This is a genomic window from Mesorhizobium sp. M1182 (genome assembly GCF_040318335.1).
Lineage (GTDB): Bacteria > Pseudomonadota > Alphaproteobacteria > Rhizobiales > Rhizobiaceae > Mesorhizobium.
The window spans coordinates 101,508-121,373 of sequence record NZ_JAMYMD010000005.1 but is presented as its reverse complement, the minus strand read 5'-3'; the positions used below and the strand labels follow the sequence as shown (position 1 = coordinate 121,373).

The following is a 19,866-nucleotide window of genomic DNA, read 5'->3' as shown; positions in this document are numbered from 1 at the left end:
TGCTTCATGGCAGGAAACGGCATCGCCTCGATCGGCGAGTGCATGCTCGAGCTTTCGGGCCAGGCCGGGCCGAACTGGCGCATGGGCTTTGCCGGCGACACGTTCAACACGTTATGGGCGCTGCATGCCTTGAGCGGCGAGCGGCCGGCGACCTATGTGTCGGCCTTCGGCGACGACCCGTTCTCGCGCGACCAGATCAAGTTCCTGGCCGAGAGCGGCATCGGCATCGGCGCCAGCCCGGTGATAGCGGGCGCCCGCCCCGGCCTCTATGCGATCACGCTGATCGGCGCCGAACGTTCTTTCACCTATTGGCGGGCCGATGCGGCCGCAAGGCAGTTGGCTTCGGACCCAGCCGCTTTGCAGAAAAGCCTTGAAAACCAGGCGCTTGTCTATTTTTCCGGTATAACTTTGGCAATTCTCGACGAGGCTCCACGCAAGGTACTGCTGACGGCCGTGGCCACGGCGCGCGCGGCCGGCTCGCTGATTGCCTTCGATCCCAATTACCGGCCGCGGCTGTGGCGCCGGCGCGAGGACGCGCAGGCCGCGATCCTCGAGGCACTCGCCGTCGCCGACATCGCGCTCCCGACCTTTCCCGACGAGCAGATGCTGTTTGGTGATACGACACCGCAGAAAACAGCCGAACGGCTGCGAAAGCTGGCCGGCGAAGTCGTCGTCAAGAACGGTGAGGAACCGGCGCTGATCGCGCAAAACGGAACCTTGCAATCGGTTCCGGCGGTGCACGTCGCCACCCCGGTCGACACCACCGGCGCCGGCGACTCCTTCAACGGCGCCTACCTCGCCGCCCGCCTTGCCGGCCATGCCCCGGCAGAAGCCGTGCTGCGCGCTCATCGCGTCGCCGCCGCCGTCGTGCAGGTGCGCGGCGCCCTGGCGCCGTTCGAGACGCTCAAGGCTGCGTTCGAGGCACCCGCTATCTGACCTTGATGACGACCTTGCCCTTGGCGCGTCCTGTTTCGACATAGGCCAAGGCGTCATTGGTCGCTTCGAATGGAAAGACCCGATCCACAACCGGGCGGATCGCGCCGGCTTCGATGAGAGCGGTGATTTTGCTCAGCTGATCGCCCTGCGCCCACATGAAAAGGAACGAAAACTGCACGCCGCGGCGCTTGGCTTTGGCCCGAATTCCGCGACTCAGGAAGCGCAGCACCAGCCTCAGCGTCAAGTTCAGTCCCTTTTCCCTGGCAAATTCGGCATCCGGTGGACCGGAGATGGAGATGAGCTTGCCACCCGGTTTCAGCACCCTCACGGATTTTTCCAGTGTCTTGGCGTCCTGGCTGTTCAAGACGACATCGTAGCCCGACAGAACTTTCTCGAAGTCGTCTTTCCTGTAGTCGACGACGACATCGGCGCCGAGACTTTTGACCAGATCGGCACTTGCCGCGCTCGCGGTTGTCGCAACGGTCGCGCCGAGGTGCTTGGCCAACTGAATAGCAAATGTCCCGACGCCGCCGGAACCAGCCTGAATGAAGACCTTCTGTCCCTTCTTCAGGTTTGCCCGTTCGATGAGCGTCTGCCAGGCGGTGAGACCGACCAGGGGAATCGACGCCGCCTCTTCCATACTGAGATTCTCGGGCTTCAAGGCTACGTCGGCCTCATTCACGGCAATGAATTCGGCGAATGTCCCAATCCGGCCGTCGCGCGGCCGCGCATAGACCTCGTCGCCGGCCTTGAACTTGCTGACTTGCGATCCTACGCGGATAACCTTCCCAGCCACGTCGTGGCCCAGGATGAAGGGCCGGCGGTAGGGCAGGATGAGCTTGAATTCTCCGGTTTTGACCTTGGAATCGAGCAGGTTCACCCCTGCGGCATGGACCTCTACCAAGACATCGCTGTCCTGGAGCTCCGGCTCCGGCATTTCGGCCAGCCGCAGAATGCCCTTCTTGTTATACTTATCAACAACGAATGCCTTCATGGCAGTTACTTTCCAAGAATGTCTGTTGCTGTTCGGGACGAAACAAGCCGAACGTTTTCAGCTGCATAGCCGCCTTGCGGCAAGGCCTCAGCCTCGAGGAAGGACAGGGCCTTCGGGACAAAATCGGCGTGGTTCTGAAATATCCCGCCATGCCCGGCATCCGGATAGATGACCAGATGCGCCCCCGGGATACGCCCGGCGAGATCATAGGTATTGCTGCTCGGCACCATCCTGTCCTGGTCGCCATTCGCAACCAAAGTGGGAATGCGGATGGTGCTCAGGTCTTGTGGCGCCTGGAGTCCGTAGGCCTTGATCGCCTTGAGTTGCGCGACGAACGCGCTCAGCGATATCGCCTTGTCCCGGTTGTTCCGGCGCTCCTTCAGCCGTTCCAGAAATGCGTTTGCGGCGCGGCGCCCATTCGGCGTTCTTGTGAAGAAGAGATAGTACTTCGGATCCCGAAAAGTCAGCGCGCCCTTGATCATGTCCACGATCGTCAGCGGCGTCACCTTGTCGATGCCTTGCCCACCGGCCGGCCCCGTGCCAGCCAGGATGAGTTTGCGCACAAGCTTGGGCTCGGTCAGCACAATCTCTTGCGCCACGAAGCCGCCGAGTGAAAAGCCGAAGAGATCGACTTCTTCGAACCCCAGCGCCCGGACAAAGGCGATTGCATCCCGCGCCATGCCGGAAATGGTCGACGGAGTTTTGCCACCCGAAGCACCGATGCCGCGATTGTCGAAGGCAATTACCCGCCGGGTCGCAGCGAGGCCATCGACGATGCGCAGATCAAAATTGTCCAGCTGAGCAGCCAGATGGTTGAGCAGGATCACCGGCACGCCCGTCCTGGGCCCGAGTTCCCTGTACGCAAAAGCTATGCCGCCGACATCGATCGAGAGCGTTGGCGCGTCCTGGAACAATGCCGGTGAACGCGGCGACCGATTGGATCTATGTGTCATGCTTGGCGTCTCCGTTTCGTAGGGCCTGGCTAAATGTGTTGTGGTTGCTAGTCGCATGTGCGTGAAATCCTCTGGCTCGCCGTTGTTCAGACCGGCAGTCGGAACTGCTTGCGCAGGCTCTTGTCGAAAATCCCCGCGGGGGCAAAGCGGCGCAGCAGGCTGACCTGGCGCGCTGCGTTGCCAGCGGTATAGCGCCGTCGCGGGCGGGCATCGGTCGCTGCCTTGACAACCACATCCGCCACCACTTCCGGCCGATCGGCTTTGGGCATCACATCGCCCAGCAGCGCCTTGAGCCCGGCTCGAGCCCGATCGTATTCCTTCAACAGCGAATCCGGCTCGATGCCGTTCTGGTCGAAGACGGTGCGGACGAATGCCGGCTCGATGACGGAAACGCGGACGTTGAAGGCGCGCACCTCGTGGTCGAGCGATTCCGAATAGCCTTCGAGCGCGTGCTTGACCGCCGAGTAATGAGCTGAGTATGGCGCGGGTACCAGTCCCAGAATGGAGCCGATATTGATGATGCGCCCTTCGCCGCGCCGCCGCATCGACGGCAACACCGCATTGGTCATCCGCATGACGCCGAACAGATTGACGTCGAACAGGGCTTGTACCTGGGCGACCGAGGATTCCTCGGCGCCGCCTAGCAGACCGACACCGGCATTGTTGACCAGGAGGTCGATCCGGCCGGTCTGCGCGAGCACGTTCGCAACGAGCGCATTGACGGCCGCATCATCGGTCACGTCGCATGCCAGCATGGTCACTCCGCCCGGACCATTACTGGTCTTGCGGCGACTTGTCCCGAAGACAGTGAAACCCGCCCGCGCCAAGGCCTCGGCGCTGGCGCGGCCGATGCCGGAGGAGGCTCCGGTCACGATTGCGGTCTTTTCAGAATTCCCATTCATTTTTGATGTTCCAGGTTCGAGAGGTCTAGCTTATTTCCACAAATTGAATTATGGTCGTAATATCAGATTATGAGCATAATGCAATAGCAGGACAGGAAAGAAAGACCATGCGCTACGAAAAGGGCCGAAAAAACGCGTCACGCAGCCGGATCATGGAGGTCGCCGCCGAACGTTTTCGATCTGACGGCATCGCGGCGTCCGGGCTGGCAACCATCATGAGCGACGCCGGGCTGACGAACGGCGCCTTCTATCCGCACTTCCAGTCGAAGGCGGAGCTCGTCCGTGAAAGCGTGGCGGCGGCCTTGGACGCGCAGTCGCATGAAGTGCAGGAAGCATTGGCCGCCGGCGGTCCGGAAATGGCCATAGAGACGTATCTATCGGCCGAGCACCGGGACAATCCTGGAAAGGGTTGCGCATCGGCCGCGTTGTTGCCGGAAATTGCGCGGCAGCCGCCTGAAACGCGAGCCCTCTATGCCGAGCGCGCTCAATCCCTGGTGCGCCAGATAGCTGAAGCTCTGCCGCAGACGAACGATCCCGAGGGCGCTGCGTTGGGCATGTTTGCAACGCTCATCGGCGCGCTTCAACTCGCGCGCGCCGTGGAAGGAACGGAATTATCGGATCGTATCCTCGCGGCGGGAGCAGCTGCCGCAAAGGCGCTGATCCGGCCGGTTCAAGACGAGGTGGCCTCCTGAGGGCCGCCCGGACTATTCGGCCGGCTCGAATCTGCCTTGCACCAAGACTGTCTCCACCGGCCCGAGCGGATTGATGATCCGGCTCTCCAGGACTTCGATAAGTTTGCGTCCAACACCCGCCATATCCACGGAATGAACTCCGATCTTTGCCGGCAGGAAGCGGGCCAGCCGCGTGCTGTCACGGGTGACGATGTGGACGTCGCGGCCTGGTGTGAGACCCCGCTTGCCGAGAGCGTGCAACGCTCCCAGAAGGCCCAGTTCGTTGGCGCACGCCAAGCCCGTTGGCGGATCTGATGACGCCAGCAAGCGATCGAACCAGCCTGCGCTCGATTCCATGGTGAACATGCCATGACCGATCAACGATGGGTCGATCGGAATGCCAGCCTCGGCCATTGCCCTTCCATACCCGGAAAGACGCGTGGCACTCGCCTGGTCCTCCGGAACGAGAAGTTGCAGCGCAATACGTCGACAGCCCTTATCCATGAGCCGCCGGGTCGCCTCATAGGCAATCTGTTCATTGTCGACATCGACGTAAGGATACGCGATATCCAAGTCGGTTCTTCCAAACGCGACGAACGGCATGCGTTTATCCAGCAGCAGCTTGACGCGCGGATCAGCCGACACCAGGCGCGTGATGACCAGGCCGTCTGCGCTGTGCGCCTGAAGCTGCCGCTGCACACTCTCAACGGGATCGTCGTCGGGAGTGGTGGAATAGATGGACAGACTATAACCGGCTTGCCGCGCCGCCAGCGTCATGCCTTCGATTAAAGGAAGCTTTAATAGATCGGACAGATGGTCTCGTGTTTCCATCGGGAGTACTGCCGTCAGCGTCTGCGTTCGACCGGTTTTGAGCGCGCGACCATGATGATTTGGTAGATAGCCGACCCGCTTGGCCGCCTCCTTGACGCGGGCTATGGTCGAGGGCTGCACCTCCGGCCCATCCTTCAGAGCGCGGGATACCGTGGTCACCGACAGGGAAAGTTCAGCGGCGATCTGCTTTAGATTGGCCATTGTTCGCCCGACTTCATTTGCGAAAGCGCCGGCTGATTTGCTGACCGCCATAACGTTACCGAATTCGACATCCCGGTCAATCCAAACTCCCGCAGGAAGCAGCTTGACTCCGGCGCATTCAGATGCAATCGTAACGTTACGATTACAAAATAATGGCTCTTTCAAGCGATATTCCATAAAAGTTGGGGAGGAGAACCTATGTCCTGGCTACGCATTTCCTTAACAGCATTCGCAATCTCGGCTGCCCTGCCCGTGCATGCGCAGACGGTCACAATCACGACCGCGGGTGGCGACTATGGCAACGCCATGAAGGAGGCCATGTGGGCCCCTGCTGCAAAAGAGCTTGGCTATGATGTCCGCGAGGAGACCCTAAGCGACGGCCTGGCCGCCTTGAAGATGCAGGTCACCTCGGGTGCGGTCACGACCGACGTCATTCACCTGGGCTCACCGGAAGGTGCCCAGGCGGCCGCACAATCGCTGCTGGAGCCACTCGACTACAAGATCATCGATCCGAAATCCGTGCCGGAGGGTGCGAAGTCCGACTACTGCTATCCGTTTGACTCCTATGGCACCGTCATGTCGTGGAACACCAAGACCTATGGCGAGAACCCGCCGAAGACGTGGGCGGAATTCTGGGATGTTGCCAAATTTTCTGGCCGTCGCGCGTTGCGCGCCAATGCGCAAGACTCGATCGAGATCGCGCTTCTCTCCGATGGCGTGGCACCGGCGGACGTCTATTCCGTGCTCAGCACCCCGGAAGGGCTAGAGCGCGCCATCAAGCGGCTTGAAGCGATCAAACCAGATGTCGCCGTGTGGTGGACCTCGGGCGCCCAGTCGGCGCAGTTGCTGAAAGACGGTGAGGCGGATTTGGTCATTACCTGGAACGGACGCGCCCAAACCGTGAAAGCCGATGGCGGCGCGGCTGACTACACGTTCAAGGGTTCGGTCATCGGCACGGACTGTCTTGGGGTGCCGAAGGGAGCGCCGAACAAGGAAGCCGCGATGAAGCTCATCGCAGCGATGACGCAGCCCGCGCGGGTTGCCAAGCTGACCGATTTCATTGCCTACGGCCCAGTCAATCCTGCGGCATATGAGGGTGGCCTTATTCCCGAGGACCGTCTGAAGACCCTTGCGACCGCGCCTGAAAATGCTGGCACTTCGGTGTTTTCCAATTCAGAATGGTGGGTCAAGAATGGCGAGGCTGCCCAAAGAGCCTTCGATGAAATGATGGCTCGCTGACTCTCAGCTCTGACGCATGTCGCGCAAAAATGTGCAGCGCGACAACGACATGCATGAAAACAAGAAACCTAAAGCGCGTCGCGTGAAGCCAGTCGAACGCGACGCGCTTTAAGGCTGGAGCACATGATGAAGTCGCTCGCGATCACCGTCGAAAGCGTGCACAAGGCTTATGGGTCCTACGTCGCACTGGATGATGTTTCGCTCGACATTCAGGCTGGCGAATTCCTCACGCTGCTAGGGCCATCGGGATCGGGCAAGACCACGTTACTCATGGCTCTGGCTGGTTTTGTCCGGCCGGATTCCGGTAAACTTTTCTTGGGCGATCGAGACATCACCCGCCTGCCGCCCAACAAACGAGACATCGGCATAGTATTCCAGAATTACGCCTTGTTTCCCCACATGAATGTCCTGGCGAACGTCGCGTATCCGCTGGTGCTGCGCAAGGTACCGAGAGCGGAGGCGCGTCAGCGGGCGCTTGATACCTTGGCCCGCGTGAAGCTGGATGGTCTGGCGGAGCGCAATATTGCCGCACTATCCGGCGGCCAACGTCAACGGGTGGCATTGGCGCGGGCTATCGTCTTCGAACCGCGCGTGATGTTGATGGACGAGCCGCTGTCGGCGCTCGACAAGAACCTGCGCGAGACCATGCAGTATGAGATCCGGCGTCTGCATGATCATCTACGGATCACCACGATCTATGTAACCCACGACCAGCGCGAAGCGCTGATTATGTCTGACAGGATTGCGGTGATGAATTCTGGCCGCATCCAGCAGATAGATACGCCGCAGCGGATTTATGATCGTCCATCGACCCGCTTCGTCGCGGAGTTCATGGGCGAGGCCAACATTGTGGCCCCGGGCTCAGCGCGCAGAATCGACGGCGCCGAAGCATCACGCGAAACCCTGATGATCCGCGCCGAAAGCTTCCATCTTGATGCGAAGCTCGTCGGGGGAGACGGAGTGGCTCTCGAAGGAATACTGCGCTCCAAAGCGTTCCGCGGCGAGAACTGGCTTTTGACGCTGGCGCTTGACGGCGGGCAAGAGGTTCTTGTCTGCATTCCGGCAGCGCTGGCCGGCGGCTGCGCCGAGCTTGCCGCCGGTCAGCGGATGACCGCATATGCACCGGCAGCGAAGGTTCACGCGATACCGGGAGCGATGGCGTGATCGTCCTCCGGGACCCGGCGCTCGCGGCGGATGCGCGGCGCGAGCGGCGGTTTTTTCTTTCACTTTCGCTCCCGGCGCTGTTCATCGTTGGACTGGCGGCGATACTGCCCATCCTTTGGATCATCCGGCAATCCTTCCTGACCACCGGGGGTGAGTACACCGTCGGCAACTACCAGAAGGTCCTTTCGAGCGGACTGACGTGGTCGGCGCTCGTCACGACCCTCGAACTGTCCTTGGGTACGCTGGCGGGCTGCATTCTCCTCGGCACTCCTCTGGCGCTGGCGCTGGCCAGCGTCAGACCAAGGCTGGCCAACGTGCTCATGGCGTTCGTCATGCTGCCGCTGTGGACCTCTATTCTGGTGCGTACCTATGGTTGGCTCGTGCTCTTGCGGCGCGACGGCCTGATCAACGCGGCTTTGACCGGTTCAGGCCTGACGGCGGAGCCATTGCCGCTGGTCTACAACTTCACGGGAACGCTCATCGGCATGGTGCACTACATGCTGCCACTTTTTCTGCTGCCTGTTTATGCTGCGATGCGCGATATCGACCCAAATCTCATTCGCGCGGCTGCGAGCATGGGAGCCACTCTCAGGCAGGTCATCCGCACAGTCATTATGCCGCTTTCGGCGGGCGGCATCTTCTCGGGTTCGATCATCGTCCTCATCTACGCCATAGGTTTTTTCATCACGCCGGCGGTGCTTGGCGGCGGCAAGGTAAATCCGCTCTCTACCCGGATCGAGCGTACACTATCGACCTTTCAGGACTGGGGGTCGGCAAGCGTCCTGGGCATTCTGCTCCTCGTTCTTATGGCGCTGATCGGCGTGATGTTGCTGGCGGCACGCCGTCTGGTGGCCCGGAACACCATGGAAGCCTCCCATGCTTGAAGCCTATCCGCAAAACAGGCTCGCCCGGATTTTGCTCTGGAGCTTTGCCGCTCTTGTCATGGCATTTCTGATGCTGCCGACGCTCGTGGTGGTGCCGCTTTCCTTTTCGGCGTCGAATCTCCTCGAGTTTCCGCCGCACGCCTACTCATTGCGCTGGTACGAGAACTTCTTCGGCTCGGCAACGTGGATGGCCGCGCTGAGAACGAGTTTGATCCTTGGGACGTTGACGGCGTTGATCGCGGTGCCCTTCGCGCTGCTCGCCTGCATTTCAATGAATCGGCTGGGCGGAAAGACCGCTGCGGCCATCCAGAGCGTCCTGCTGACCCCCTCGATCACCCCAGGTATCCTGCTTGCGATCGGTCTCTTCTTTGTGTTGGCCGCACAACATCTGATCGGAACGCTATTCGGTGTGCTGGTCGGACATGTGGTGCTGGCCGTTCCGGTCGCCTGCATTGTGTTGCTACCCGCTCTCGCCCGCTTTGACTGGAACCAGGTTCAGGCGGCGCGCAGCCTCGGTGCAAACTGGGCCAGGTCCATTGGCGGAATCATCGTTCCGCAACTTCGGATCAGCTTGCTGTCGGCGACATTGATGGCGTTCCTGACTTCGCTCGACGAGTCGGTGATTTCGATCTTCATCGCAAGCGGTCGCAACAGCACGATGCCGAAGCTTATGTTCCTGTCGCTGCGCGATCAGATCGATCCGACCATTGCGGCGATCTCGACATTGTGGACCGTCATCGTCGTGGCCGTCGTCCTGATTGTGACCCTTCGCCAAAAATCCTGACCGAGACTGGAAACATGCCCACCAATTACCACGCAGCCGACGATCTGACGGATCATTCGACGGACATCCCTCAGGTAGGGTTGGCCATCATCACCGGGTCGGCAAACTGGGGGCTTGCCTTCCCGGAAGATGTCGAATTCGAGGGTGTGCGCACCTTGCGGCGCGACATGAGTTTTGAAACACCTTTCGGCCGCACCGACAACTGGAAGCTGCTCGAGTTCGACGCGTCGATTACTGCCGAAGGGAGAGCAAAACGCGCGCTGTGCATGTATTCGCATGGCAATCCCCGCGACCGTATCGACCATTCCTGCCATCGCCGGGCGTTCTGGGTATTGATGCGGGCGGGTGTACGGCAAGTTCTCGCCTGCTCGACCGTAGGCGCCGTCAACAAGGCGATCCAGCCGGGCGACATGGTCGTGACCGCCGACATCATCGAACTGACGCAGACCCCGTTTTCACTGCTTCCTGACCGTCAGAGCTTTGACTGTTCGGGCAAGCAAATCGTGTGTCCAAGATGTGCGGCGGTTCTGGTCGAAACGGCCCGCCGTCATTGGCCAGCCGAATGCCGCGTTTATGGCATCGAACAGCAGTTGGTGGCTGCCCATTGTTATGGGCCCCGGCTGACAACGCCTGCCGAAGCCTTGGCATATCGTGGCATGGGGGCGGATGTACTCAACCATTCCATCGCCCCTGAGGCGACCTTGTCGCGCGAGATCGGCGCGTGTTTCGTGCCTTGCGCGTTCGTGACGGCGGGCTTCAACGACTACATGGATCGCAATCGCCAGAAATTGCTGCAGGAGGACGTGCTGCCCAGTCTCTCCATGACTGCGTCGCGGGTCGCGCTGGAGACCGCCGCGCGACTTCCCGCTGATCCGGAATGCTCCTGTCACGGCTTGAAGTCGCCTCAGCCGAAAGAACGCTCCAGCCGGTTCTGAGACGACCTTGGTGCGCCGGATAGCTGAAGCTCTGCCACCGACCAAGAATCCCGAGGGCGCTGCATTGGGCGTGTTTGCGACGTTCGAAACGCTGAGGGCGGCGTTTGAGGATTAGGGTCAAAACTCAATCAGACTGGCTGCCGCCAATGGCCCAGATGGGCGGAACTTGCCGTTTGAATTAGTCGGCGGGAATGAGCACAGAGCGCCATGAGCGGAAGCTTAGCAGGAGTCACGCCAGCGCCCAGTTAGCGCTACGAAGCAGACCTTCAGCCTGTGCCGGAAGCGGGGCCCGGCTTACCAAGTGGCATATCCAGGAAGCGCGTCCCCCTCTTCAGCTAGGCACCGTTTTCGGCTCTACGCTATGCCTGCGCGACGAGCCCCTTCCTTAATCGCAGCGAGGGCCAGAGGATTGGTGACGGGATAGGTTCGGATGAAGTTCTCGACGGTGAACCTTGGAAACTCGACGGCAATCCGCCTGGCGATCGACTGCGCCTGCGCCGACTCTTCGAGCAGCGCGTGGCACAGGGCACGGAACATCAGAGTGACGGGAATATCCGGCGGACTTTGGCACAGCGACGACAGACTGTCGGCATAGCGACCGGCGACGAACCGCGCCCGGGCGAGCTGCGCGTAGTACCAACTCGGAGCCTGCGGATTGAGGCGAAGCGCCCGTTCGGCGAGAGCACAGCCTTCTTCCGGATTTCCACACACGAGAGCTCGGCTTGAGGCGAGCATCGACAGCACATCGGCGTCATTGGGTGCCAGGGCCAGCGCCCGGTCGTATTCCTCTGCGGCCCCGCTGATATCGCCGTCAATGGCGCGGAGAGCGCCCATGTAAAGGCGCGTCATCGGATCGGTAGGGTCGAGCGCCAGAGCCTTTTCCACGCATTCTCGCCAGCGCTCGACCGAAGCGGCTGAATCTGGCGTGAAGGCATTGAAGGCATCGACCGCATGTGCCAATCCCAACGTCATCCAGGCCCGCGCGAAGCCGGGGTCGAGTTCCACGGCGCGGGACAGCATGCGTATGGCTTCTGCCCTCGCATCGGTCGTGAATCTGTCGTGCAGTTCCACCCCGAGTAGATAGCAGTCGTAAGCACCCAGGCTCGAGGGAGGCTTCCGCCGAGCCACCTCACGCCCGAGATTGGCGAGCTTGCCGAAAGTGCCTGCCAGGGCGTTGATAACGTTCTGTGTGATGCTGTCCTGCATGAGAAAAAAATCATCGGTCGACTCGTCGAACCGCGCCGACCAAAGGTTGGCTCCGGTCCGGGTGTCGACCAGCTGCACCGCGACGCGGACACGCTGTCCGATCGCCTGGAGGGTGCCTTCCAGCAGGTAATCGGCGTTCAGTTCCCGTCCAACCGAGCGTGTGTCGCTCGCCCGTCCCCGATAGGACTGCATGGTCTGGCGCGAAATGACCGCAAGGTCGGGATAGCGCGCTAGGTCGCCGATCATGTCGGCCGACAGGCCGTCTGCCAGCCGCGTCCAGCCGTCGTCGGCGCTCAGGTTTTCGAACGGCAAAACCGCAATTACCGGCGGCTTACTGTCGTCGCCGGAAGAAAGGCGTGGTTTGGCACCGACGATCTTGCCCGCAGTAGCGGGGTCGATCAAGACACGGTACACGCGAACCGGTTCGGCGATACTTTTCATTTTCTGCACGCCGAGTGAGGCAAAGCCGATCGGCACCTTTCCCCTCACATGGTCGCAGGCGGTGGCGGAAATCGCGATTCCTCCAGGTTCCGCCAGCCCTTGCAGCCGATCGGCGATGTTCACCGCGTCACCGTGGATGTCGTCACCCTCAACGATAACATCGCCCAGATTGATGCCGATGCGGAAATCAAGCCGCCGTTCTGGCTTCGTGAAAACGTTCACCTCCGCCTTCTGTTGCTGGATTTCGACCGCGCAGCGTAGGGCGTCGACCACACTGTGGAACTCGACCAACATCCCATCTCCCATGGTTTTCACCAGTCGACCATGGTGCGCAGCGATCCTTGGCTTGAATACTTCGTTCAGGTCGGTTCGGAAAAGCGCACGCGTACCCTCGTCGTCGATCTGGCTCAAGCGGCCATAGCCGACGAGATCGGCAATCAGGACGGCTGCGAGATGACGTTCCATCCCCCAATCCTTCGCGGATTGTTACCCGCTTTCCAAGCTTACAGCAGGTCGCAGGTTGATGCCATTGCCGCCGCCCCTGAAAGACAGCTTTTCAGGTCTGTGTACTTTGCTGCATGAGAGCCCGAATGTCGGATAAGGGTTCAACTTGCGTCGTCAGGGCTCTCGGCGTCAAAGGTCCAAGAGAGTTCGAAGTCGGTCGTTCAGAGTGATTGCGTTTTGACTCCAGTGCGCCGCGCGTCATTGGACGCGCAAAGGACGCTATAACACTTTGAATTTTGCATGACCCTTTCCGAACCGGAGGTCAGCGCAGCAAAACCATGCCGGTTTCCGGGGGTCATGCCCTAAGGCAGCCTGAACCGGTATTCCGTCACGTGATGGTAGATCTGCCCGGGCCACAGCGTGGCTTGCGGGAAATACGGCCGGTTCGGCGCATCCGGCCAGATTTGCGGCTCCAGGCAGAAGCCCGAAAACGCCTTGTACTGGCGTCCGCCCAATCCAGGCGAGGACGGCGCCAGATACTGGCCGGTATAGAGCTGGACGCCCGGCTCGGTGGTCCAGAGCTCCATCTCGACGCCGGAATTCGCGCCTTGCGCCCACGACGCCTGCTTCAGCGGCCCGCGCGTCGACGCGAGGCAGAAATTCTGGTCATAGGGGAGCTGTTCGCCCTCGGTCTCCATGCGCAGCGGCCGCGCCTGGCGAAAGTCGAAGGGCGTGCCGTCGACCGGCTTTACCGTGCCTGTCGGAATGAGATCCGCGTCGACCGGCAGATAGGCGCCGGCATTCAGCATCAGCCGGTGATCGAGAATGTCGCCGGCGCCGCCGTCATCCAGGTTGAAATAGGAATGCTGGGTGAGGTTGCAGAGCGTCGGCTCCTCGCAGGTGGCGGTCAGTTCGACGCTGAGCGTGCCCGGGATCTTGAGCCGGTAGGTGCAGGTCACGTCGAGCGCGCTGGGAAAGCCCATCGTGCCGTCCGGGTCGTGCAGGGTCAGCGTGACAAAATCCCTGCCATGCAGCGAAACCGCCCAGGCCCGGCGCGAAAAACCTTGCGAACCGCCATGCAGCGTGTGCTTTTCGAGGAAATTGCGCTCAGTCTGATAGCGTTTGCCGGCAAGCGTGAAGCGGCCGTCGCGGATACGGTTGGCATAGCGCCCGACGACGGTGCCGAAGAAGGCGGTATCCGTCTCATAGTGCTCGAAACGATCATAGCCGAGCACCAGCGGCGCGTCGTGCCCGGCCAGACGCAGATCCTGGATGATCGCACCCAGCCCGATGATGTTGGCGGTGAGGCCGCCGCCACGGATGGTGAAGCGGCGGACGGCCTCGCCCGCCTGCGTCGTGCCGAAAACCTCGCCGTCCTTCATTGCCATGCTCGCAAGTTCATTGATCGATGCCAGCCTGGCCTTTCGAAGCGGCTCAGGGTCTTCTTCGGTATTACCGCATCAGGCTTCTAGAGACCAAGTCCGCCGATGCAGACATATTTGGTGTCGAGATAGTCCTCGATGCCCTGATGGCCGCCTTCCTTGCCGAGGCCCGATTCCTTGACGCCGCCGAACGGCGCTTCAGGGGTGGTGATGAGCCCTTCATTGACGCCGACCATGCCGTATTTGAGCCCTTCCATGACCCGGAAGGCGCGGCCGAGATCGCCGGTGTAGAAGTAGCAGGCCAGCCCGAACTCGGTGTCGTTGGCGAGTGCCACGGCCTCTTCCTCGGTCTCGAACTTGAATACCGGCGCCACCGGGCCGAAGATTTCTTCCTTCATGAAGCGCATCTTCGGCGTCGCATTGGCGATCACCGTCGGCTGGAAGAACGAGCCGCCGAGCGCGTGGCGCTTGCCGCCGGCGACGACCTTGCCGCCCTTGGCGGTAGCGTCGGCAATCAGCTCCTCGACCTTCTCCACCGCCTTTTCGTCGATCAGCGGTCCCTGCTGGACACCTTCCTCGAGGCCGGAACCGACCTTCAGCCCGTTGCTCGCAGCAGCCAGCTTTTCGACAAACTGGTCGTAGATGCCGGCCTGCACCAGGAAGCGGTTGGTGCAGACGCAGGTCTGGCCGGAATTGCGGTACTTGGCGGTGATGGCGCCGGCGACGGCCCGCTCGAGATCGGCGTCATCGAAGACGATGAACGGCGCATTGCCACCGAGCTCCATCGACACTTTCTTGACCGTCACCGACGACTTCTGGATCAGGATCTTGCCGACCTCGGTCGAGCCGGTGAAGGTGATCTTCTTGACCAGCGGGTTGGCACAGATCTCGTCGCCGATCTCGCCGGCAGCGCCGGTCAGGATATTGATCACGCCTTTGGGGAAGCCGACTTCCTCGGCAAGCGCGCCCCAGGCAAGGCCGGAGTAAGGCGTCTGCGACGCCGGCTTGACCACGGCGGTACAGCCGGCGGCAAGCGCCGGACCGAGCTTGCGGGCCAGCATCGAGGACGGGAAATTCCATGGCGTGATGGCGGCGATGACGCCGACCGGCTCCTTGGTCACCAGGATACGGCGGTCCGCCCAAGGCGACGGCACGACGTCGCCATAGGTGCGGCGGCCTTCTTCGGCGAACCACAATATGTAGGACGCGGCCGAGCCGATCTCGCCCTTCGATTCGAACAGCGACTTGCCCTGCTCGATGGTTAGTAGTTCGGCCAGCACGTCCTGATTGTCCATCATCGCGTCGTGCAGCTTGCGCAACAGCTTCGAGCGTTCGAGCGCGGTGGTCTTGCGCCACGTCTTGAAGGCAGCGTCGGCGGCCTCGATGGCGCGGCGGGTCTCGGCCTTGCCCGACTTCGGCACGGTGCCGATCTTGAGGCCGGTGGCAGGATTGTTGACGTCGACCGTCTGGCCTGAATCGGCCTGCACCCATTCGCCATTGATGAGATTGGCCTGCCGCATGAAATGGCTGGTTTTCTGAAGCATGATCTCGCCTCCGTTCGGCACCTGGCGGGCCGGTCGCTGATTTCGTGAATGGACGTGCGCGATAGCATCGCTAGAGCCACTGCTCTTAGCCCAGGGCAAGCCCCGCAAGCAATCACAAGATGGCATATAGGGTTTGGGCCAGCCAAAGCGAGAGGCGATGCAGCCGGGTTCTTATCCAAAAACCCGGGTTCTTATCCAAAAACCCGAGTTCTTATCCAAAAACATGGACGACCACTGTCAGCCAAAACGCAGTGGTCACGACCGCACAGGCGGTGGCGATGGTCATCTGGTTCGACGCCAGCGCCTGGCCGGTGTTGAACTGCACCGCGATGAGATAGGAATTGATGCCGGACGGCAACGCCGCAACCATGACCGCCACCTTGGCCGTCAATGGCGGCAGGCCGATCAGCCAGACCAGGCCGAGAACCAGCGCCGGCATTAGGAACAGTTTCAGCGCCGACAGCGCCAGCGCCGGCCTTACATTGCCGGAAATGCCGAAACGGCGCAGGCTGAGCCCCATGGCGAACAGCGCCACCGGGGCGGCCGTGCCGGCCAGCGCGTCGCTCAGCCGCGTCGCAAGCACCGGCAGCGGCGCACCGGTGAAGCGCCACGCCAGCCCGGCCAGTATGCCGATGATCAGCGGATTGATGAATACCCGCCTGAGAAAGCTCCTGACGACGCGGAGCGGATGCACAGGCTCGCTGCCGCCGCGGCCGAACATCTCGAAAAGGATGATCGAGGCCATCATCATCACCGGCAGGTGAATGGAGACGAGCAGTGACAGCACTTCGAACCCGGCCGGCCCGAACACGCCGATGATGAAGGGCGCGCCGAGCAGGACAACGTTGGAGTAGGACGACGACACGCCGCCGACGACGCCGGCGCGGGCGTCCCGCCCGAAGATGCGCGTAATGACCAGATGGCCGGCAGCCCAGGTAAGCGCCACCGCCGCGAAATAGGCGCCCCACAGCGACCACGGAGCCACGCCGTGGAAATCAGCCTTTACCATGGTCTGGAACAGCAAAAGCGGCATTGCCACGTTGATGGCGAATTCGGATACGCCCTCACCGCTCGCCGGCTTCAAATAGCCGGTCAACCCGGCAAGATAGCCGAGCCCGACAAGACTGAAGACGAAGAGGACGGTTTCGGTAAGCGGAGACATTTTTCCCGTGATAGGCGAGGCTCGGCGGCGGCGCAATCGCCCTTCCCTCGCGAATGTACCGGCCAACAATCCGGCCGCTCGGATCTTGCCCGAATTTGCTCATGGTTGGATGCCAGCGCTATAAAGGGTTGTTGGGGGAAACGCGGCGAATGGGCGCTGTCGGAAATCAGCACTTCTTCAAGCAGGCGTGGCTGACGGTTTTCGTCGGCGCCCTGCTTTGCCTGGTCACGACCTTGCTTCGCGCGGAGCCGGCGAGCCTCAAGGGCGTGGCGCTGATTGTCGGCCAGTCGAAATACCAGCACATAGCGGCTCTTCCCAACCCCGCCAACGACGCCCGCGACATCACCAAGATGCTGACCGATCTCGGCTTCGACGCGCGCAGCGTCACCGACCGCGACACGGCAAAGCTGAAGCGCGACCTCAAGCGTTTCGCCGAGGATGCAGAGGACGCCGACGTCGCCTTGATCTACTATTCCGGCCACGGCATCGAGGCCGGCGGCGACAACTATCTGGTGCCGGTCGACGCCGACGTTTCTTCATTGAAGGACGCCGATCAGGCCCTGGTGCCGATCTCCGCCGTCATGGACGAATTGAACACGACCGTGCCGGTAACGATCATGCTGCTCGATGCCTGCCGCACCAACCCGTTTCCGGCGGATGCAGTGCTGCGCCGGGCGCCGACGGCCTCGGCCTCGCCGATTGGCGCCGGTGGATTGGAGCCGGTGCGCGGCGCCAGGGCACTGGCAAACGCGACCGCGACGGAAAATCTGGGAACGGTGATCGGCTTTGCCGCCGAGCCGGGGCGGCCGGCACTCGATGGCATCGTCGGCGAAAACAGCCCCTACGCAGCGGCACTTCTGCGCCACCTAGCGGCAATGAAGGGCACCGAGTTCGGCTCGGTCATGCGCATGGTGACCGAGGAGGTCTATCTCGACGCCAAGGCAAGGCAGCGGCCATGGGTCAATGAAAGCCTGCGCCGGCTGCTCTATTTCGGCGTTGCACCGCAGGAGCCGACCGGCGACGACGGCCTGATCACCGGCGAGCGGCGGCAATTGCTGCTGACGATCGCCGAGTTGCCGAACCCCAAGCGGGCACAGGTCGAACTGGCCTCCCTGCAGGACGGCGTCCCGCTCGACGCGCTGTATGGCGTGCTGAAGGCGCTCGGCACCGAAAACATGCCGGAGGACCCCACCGATCTGCAAAAGCTGCTCGATGCGCAGGCCGAGCGCCTGAAGAAGATGATCTCCGAGCGCAACGCGCTGCGCACCGACGACCCCGAGATCAGCCGCCTCGTCGCCTCGGCCGACAAGGCGATCGGCCAGGGCGCCATCGTCACCGCGCGCAACTTCCTCGACCAGGCGGTGGGCCGGGTCGAGCAGGCCAGCGGCGTGGTCGATCGGGCGGAGGATCTGGTCAGGCAGAAGCGTCTTGCCGACGCGGCGATCTATGCCAGGCGCGCCGACGCTTCGGCGCTGGTCTTCGACTATCTGTCGGCCGCCAACGATTACGGCAAGGCCTTCTCGCTGGTCGAGAGATGGGACGACAGGCTGCGCTGGAACTACAAGAACCAGGAGGCGGAAGCGCTCAACGCGCATGGCAGCGCCACCGGCGATAGGCAAGCGCTGCAGCACGCCATCGACGCCTACCGCGTCATCCTGAACTTCATCCCCAACGGCGAGCAGAACCGCGACTGGGCGATCACCCGCAACAACATGGCGGTGGTGCTGCAGACGATCGGCGAGCGCGAGCGCCAAATCGACCGGCTGGAAGAGGCAGCGAACATCTTTCGCGATTCGCTTGCCGTGTTCGAGCGCGAGAAAGACGACATCAACTGGGCGGCCGCCCAGAATAACCTGGCCAATGTGCTGTTGAAGATCGGCGAACGCGAGAGCGACCCGAAACGCCTGAACGAGGCGGTGGTGGCGATGCGCGCCACGCTGGAGAAGCGGCCGCGCGACAAAGTCCCGCTGGATTGGGCCGCCTCGCAAAGCAACCTTGGCCTTGCGCTTTACGCGCTTTCGGAGCGCGAACCGGACGGCGAGCGCCTGACCGAGGCCGAGGCCGCCTACCGGCTGGCGCTTGAAGAATATACGCGCGAAAAGGCGCCCGTTCAGTGGGCGATGGTCCAGAACAACCTCGGCAATACGCTGGTGTCTCTGGGCACGCAACGCAAGGACAAGGCAAAAATCGACGAGGCAGCCGACGCCTTCCGCGCCGCGCTCGAAATCCGCACACGCGATACCTTCCCGCTCTCCTGGGCGAGCAGCCGTCTCAATCTGGGTAACGCGCTGAGCAGTGCTGCCCGTTTCGATCTCGGCACCGGCCTGCTCGAAGAGGCGGCTGCCGCCTATGGCGACGCGCTGACCATATTCACACGCCAGCGTTTTCCGACGGATTGGGCTTCGGCGGAGAACAATCTCGGCTCGATCTACCAGACGCTCGGCCAGCGCACGCGCGATCCTGCCAGGCTTGAGCAATCGGCTGCTGCATACCGGGCGGCACGGCGCGTCTATACCAAAAAGGAGTTTCCGCTCGACTGGGCGATGACCCACTACAATCTCGGCAACACGCTGCAACTGCTCGGCGGCGTGACCGACAAGCCGGTGCATTACGAGGCGGCGATCGAGGCCTATCGCGATGCACTGCGCGAATACAAGCGCGAGACGACGCCGCGGCAATGGGCACTGGCGCAGGCCGGCCTCGGCTCGGCGCTGCAATGGCTGAGCATGAGCGAGGCCGATCCCGGCAAACTGGCCGCATCGATCGCCGCGCGCCGGGCAGCGCTGGAGGTGCTGACCTTCGAGACCTCGCCCGTCGACTGGGCAAACGCGCAGAACGGCATCGGCATGAGCCTGATCAATCTCGGCAATCTCGAACGCACCGGCAAATATCTGGACGAAGCCGAAGCCGCCTTCGAGGCAACGCTCAAGGTCTTCACCCGCGAAAGCCAGCCGATGCAATGGGCCTTCGAGCAGAACAATCTCGGCGACGTCCACTGGAACCGCGGCAGCTATGGCGGCGGCAATGCCGAATACCAAAAGGCGATCGAATTCTTCGAAAACGCCAAGCAGGGCTTTACCGAAGCCGGCTACACACTCCCGATCCCGCTGACCGACCGCAAGATCGATCTGGTGAAGAAGCAGATAGCGAAGAAATAGGCGTTTCGGCCGCAGGTTGCACTCGGCTTGTCTTT

The 19,866-nt window shown here is 61.9% G+C and carries 16 protein-coding genes; 8 read left to right on the top strand and 8 right to left on the bottom strand.

Annotation, left to right across the window (positions count from 1 at the left end; all coding sequences use genetic code 11):
* Window positions 1–6 precede the first annotated feature (6 nt).
* Entirely contained in the window at window positions 7–936 is a 930-nt protein-coding gene (locus NKH33_RS09040) for a sugar kinase (protein ID WP_352919001.1), read from the top strand.
* On the opposite strand, the gene NKH33_RS09035 is transcribed toward NKH33_RS09040, so the two are convergent.
* The 3 genes from NKH33_RS09035 to NKH33_RS09025 all read right to left on the bottom strand — a co-directional run bounded on the left by NKH33_RS09035 (window position 929) and on the right by NKH33_RS09025 (window position 3,785).
* A complete protein-coding gene (locus tag NKH33_RS09035; protein ID WP_352918999.1) occupies window positions 929–1,930 on the bottom strand; it encodes an NADP-dependent oxidoreductase in 1,002 nt (333 codons plus the stop codon). The two genes, NKH33_RS09040 and NKH33_RS09035, sit on opposite strands and share 8 nt — an antisense overlap.
* Window positions 1,931–1,935: 5 nt before the next feature.
* The gene (locus NKH33_RS09030) at window positions 1,936–2,883 is read right to left on the bottom strand and encodes an alpha/beta fold hydrolase (RefSeq protein ID WP_352918997.1); all 948 of its coding nucleotides are present in this window, start codon (window positions 2,881–2,883) and stop codon (window positions 1,936–1,938) included.
* An 86-nt stretch (window positions 2,884–2,969) separates the two neighbouring features.
* The gene (locus tag NKH33_RS09025) at window positions 2,970–3,785 is read right to left on the bottom strand and encodes an oxidoreductase (RefSeq protein WP_352470337.1); all 816 of its coding nucleotides are present in this window, start codon (window positions 3,783–3,785) and stop codon (window positions 2,970–2,972) included.
* 107 nt (window positions 3,786–3,892) lie between these two features.
* Between NKH33_RS09025 and NKH33_RS09020 the strand changes: the two genes are divergently transcribed.
* Complete coding sequence (locus NKH33_RS09020) at window positions 3,893–4,477, top strand: TetR/AcrR family transcriptional regulator (protein WP_352815731.1); 585 nt, start codon at window positions 3,893–3,895, stop codon at window positions 4,475–4,477.
* A 12-nt stretch (window positions 4,478–4,489) separates the two neighbouring features.
* Here NKH33_RS09020 and NKH33_RS09015 read toward each other — a convergent pair whose 3' ends face one another.
* A complete protein-coding gene (locus NKH33_RS09015; RefSeq protein WP_352766854.1) occupies window positions 4,490–5,653 on the bottom strand; it encodes a LacI family DNA-binding transcriptional regulator in 1,164 nt (387 codons plus the stop codon).
* 33 nt (window positions 5,654–5,686) lie between these two features.
* Between NKH33_RS09015 and NKH33_RS09010 the strand changes: the two genes are divergently transcribed.
* The 5 genes from NKH33_RS09010 (at window position 5,687) to NKH33_RS08990 (ending at window position 10,494) form a co-directional block, all read left to right on the top strand.
* Entirely contained in the window at window positions 5,687–6,727 is a 1,041-nt protein-coding gene (locus tag NKH33_RS09010) for an ABC transporter substrate-binding protein (RefSeq protein WP_352470335.1), read from the top strand.
* A gap of 126 nt (window positions 6,728–6,853) precedes the next feature.
* Entirely contained in the window at window positions 6,854–7,891 is a 1,038-nt protein-coding gene (locus tag NKH33_RS09005) for an ABC transporter ATP-binding protein (protein ID WP_352919151.1), read from the top strand.
* The gene (locus NKH33_RS09000) at window positions 7,888–8,775 is read left to right on the top strand and encodes an ABC transporter permease (protein WP_352918995.1); all 888 of its coding nucleotides are present in this window, start codon (window positions 7,888–7,890) and stop codon (window positions 8,773–8,775) included. The genes NKH33_RS09005 and NKH33_RS09000 overlap by 4 nt, the downstream gene beginning before the upstream one ends.
* A complete protein-coding gene (locus tag NKH33_RS08995; RefSeq protein WP_352624600.1) occupies window positions 8,768–9,559 on the top strand; it encodes an ABC transporter permease in 792 nt (263 codons plus the stop codon). Before NKH33_RS09000 ends, NKH33_RS08995 begins: the two co-directional genes overlap by 8 nt.
* An 80-nt stretch (window positions 9,560–9,639) precedes the next feature.
* Window positions 9,640–10,494: a phosphorylase family protein gene (locus tag NKH33_RS08990; protein ID WP_352918993.1), complete on the top strand. Its 855-nt coding sequence runs from the start codon at window positions 9,640–9,642 to the stop codon at window positions 10,492–10,494.
* 354 nt (window positions 10,495–10,848) lie between these two features.
* Here the strand turns inward: NKH33_RS08990 and NKH33_RS08985 are convergent, their stop codons facing one another.
* From NKH33_RS08985 to NKH33_RS08970, 4 genes are all read right to left on the bottom strand, one after another.
* On the bottom strand, window positions 10,849–12,606 hold the full coding sequence (locus tag NKH33_RS08985; RefSeq protein WP_352918992.1) for an adenylate/guanylate cyclase domain-containing protein: 1,758 nt from the start codon (window positions 12,604–12,606) through the stop codon (window positions 10,849–10,851).
* 341 nt (window positions 12,607–12,947) lie between these two features.
* Window positions 12,948–13,973 (bottom strand): aldose epimerase family protein, encoded by a 1,026-nt coding sequence (locus NKH33_RS08980; protein ID WP_352918990.1) that lies wholly within the window; start codon window positions 13,971–13,973, stop codon window positions 12,948–12,950.
* 80 nt (window positions 13,974–14,053) lie between these two features.
* A complete protein-coding gene (locus NKH33_RS08975) occupies window positions 14,054–15,511 on the bottom strand; it encodes an NAD-dependent succinate-semialdehyde dehydrogenase (protein WP_352470328.1) in 1,458 nt (485 codons plus the stop codon).
* A gap of 211 nt (window positions 15,512–15,722) precedes the next feature.
* Window positions 15,723–16,673, bottom strand: coding sequence for an AEC family transporter (locus NKH33_RS08970; protein WP_352470327.1), 951 nt, complete (start codon window positions 16,671–16,673; stop codon window positions 15,723–15,725).
* A 149-nt stretch (window positions 16,674–16,822) separates the two neighbouring features.
* Here NKH33_RS08970 and NKH33_RS08965 point away from each other — a divergent pair, with 149 nt between their 5' ends.
* Window positions 16,823–19,831: a caspase family protein gene (locus tag NKH33_RS08965; RefSeq protein ID WP_352918988.1), complete on the top strand. Its 3,009-nt coding sequence runs from the start codon at window positions 16,823–16,825 to the stop codon at window positions 19,829–19,831.
* The last annotated feature ends 35 nt before the right edge of the window (window positions 19,832–19,866 follow it).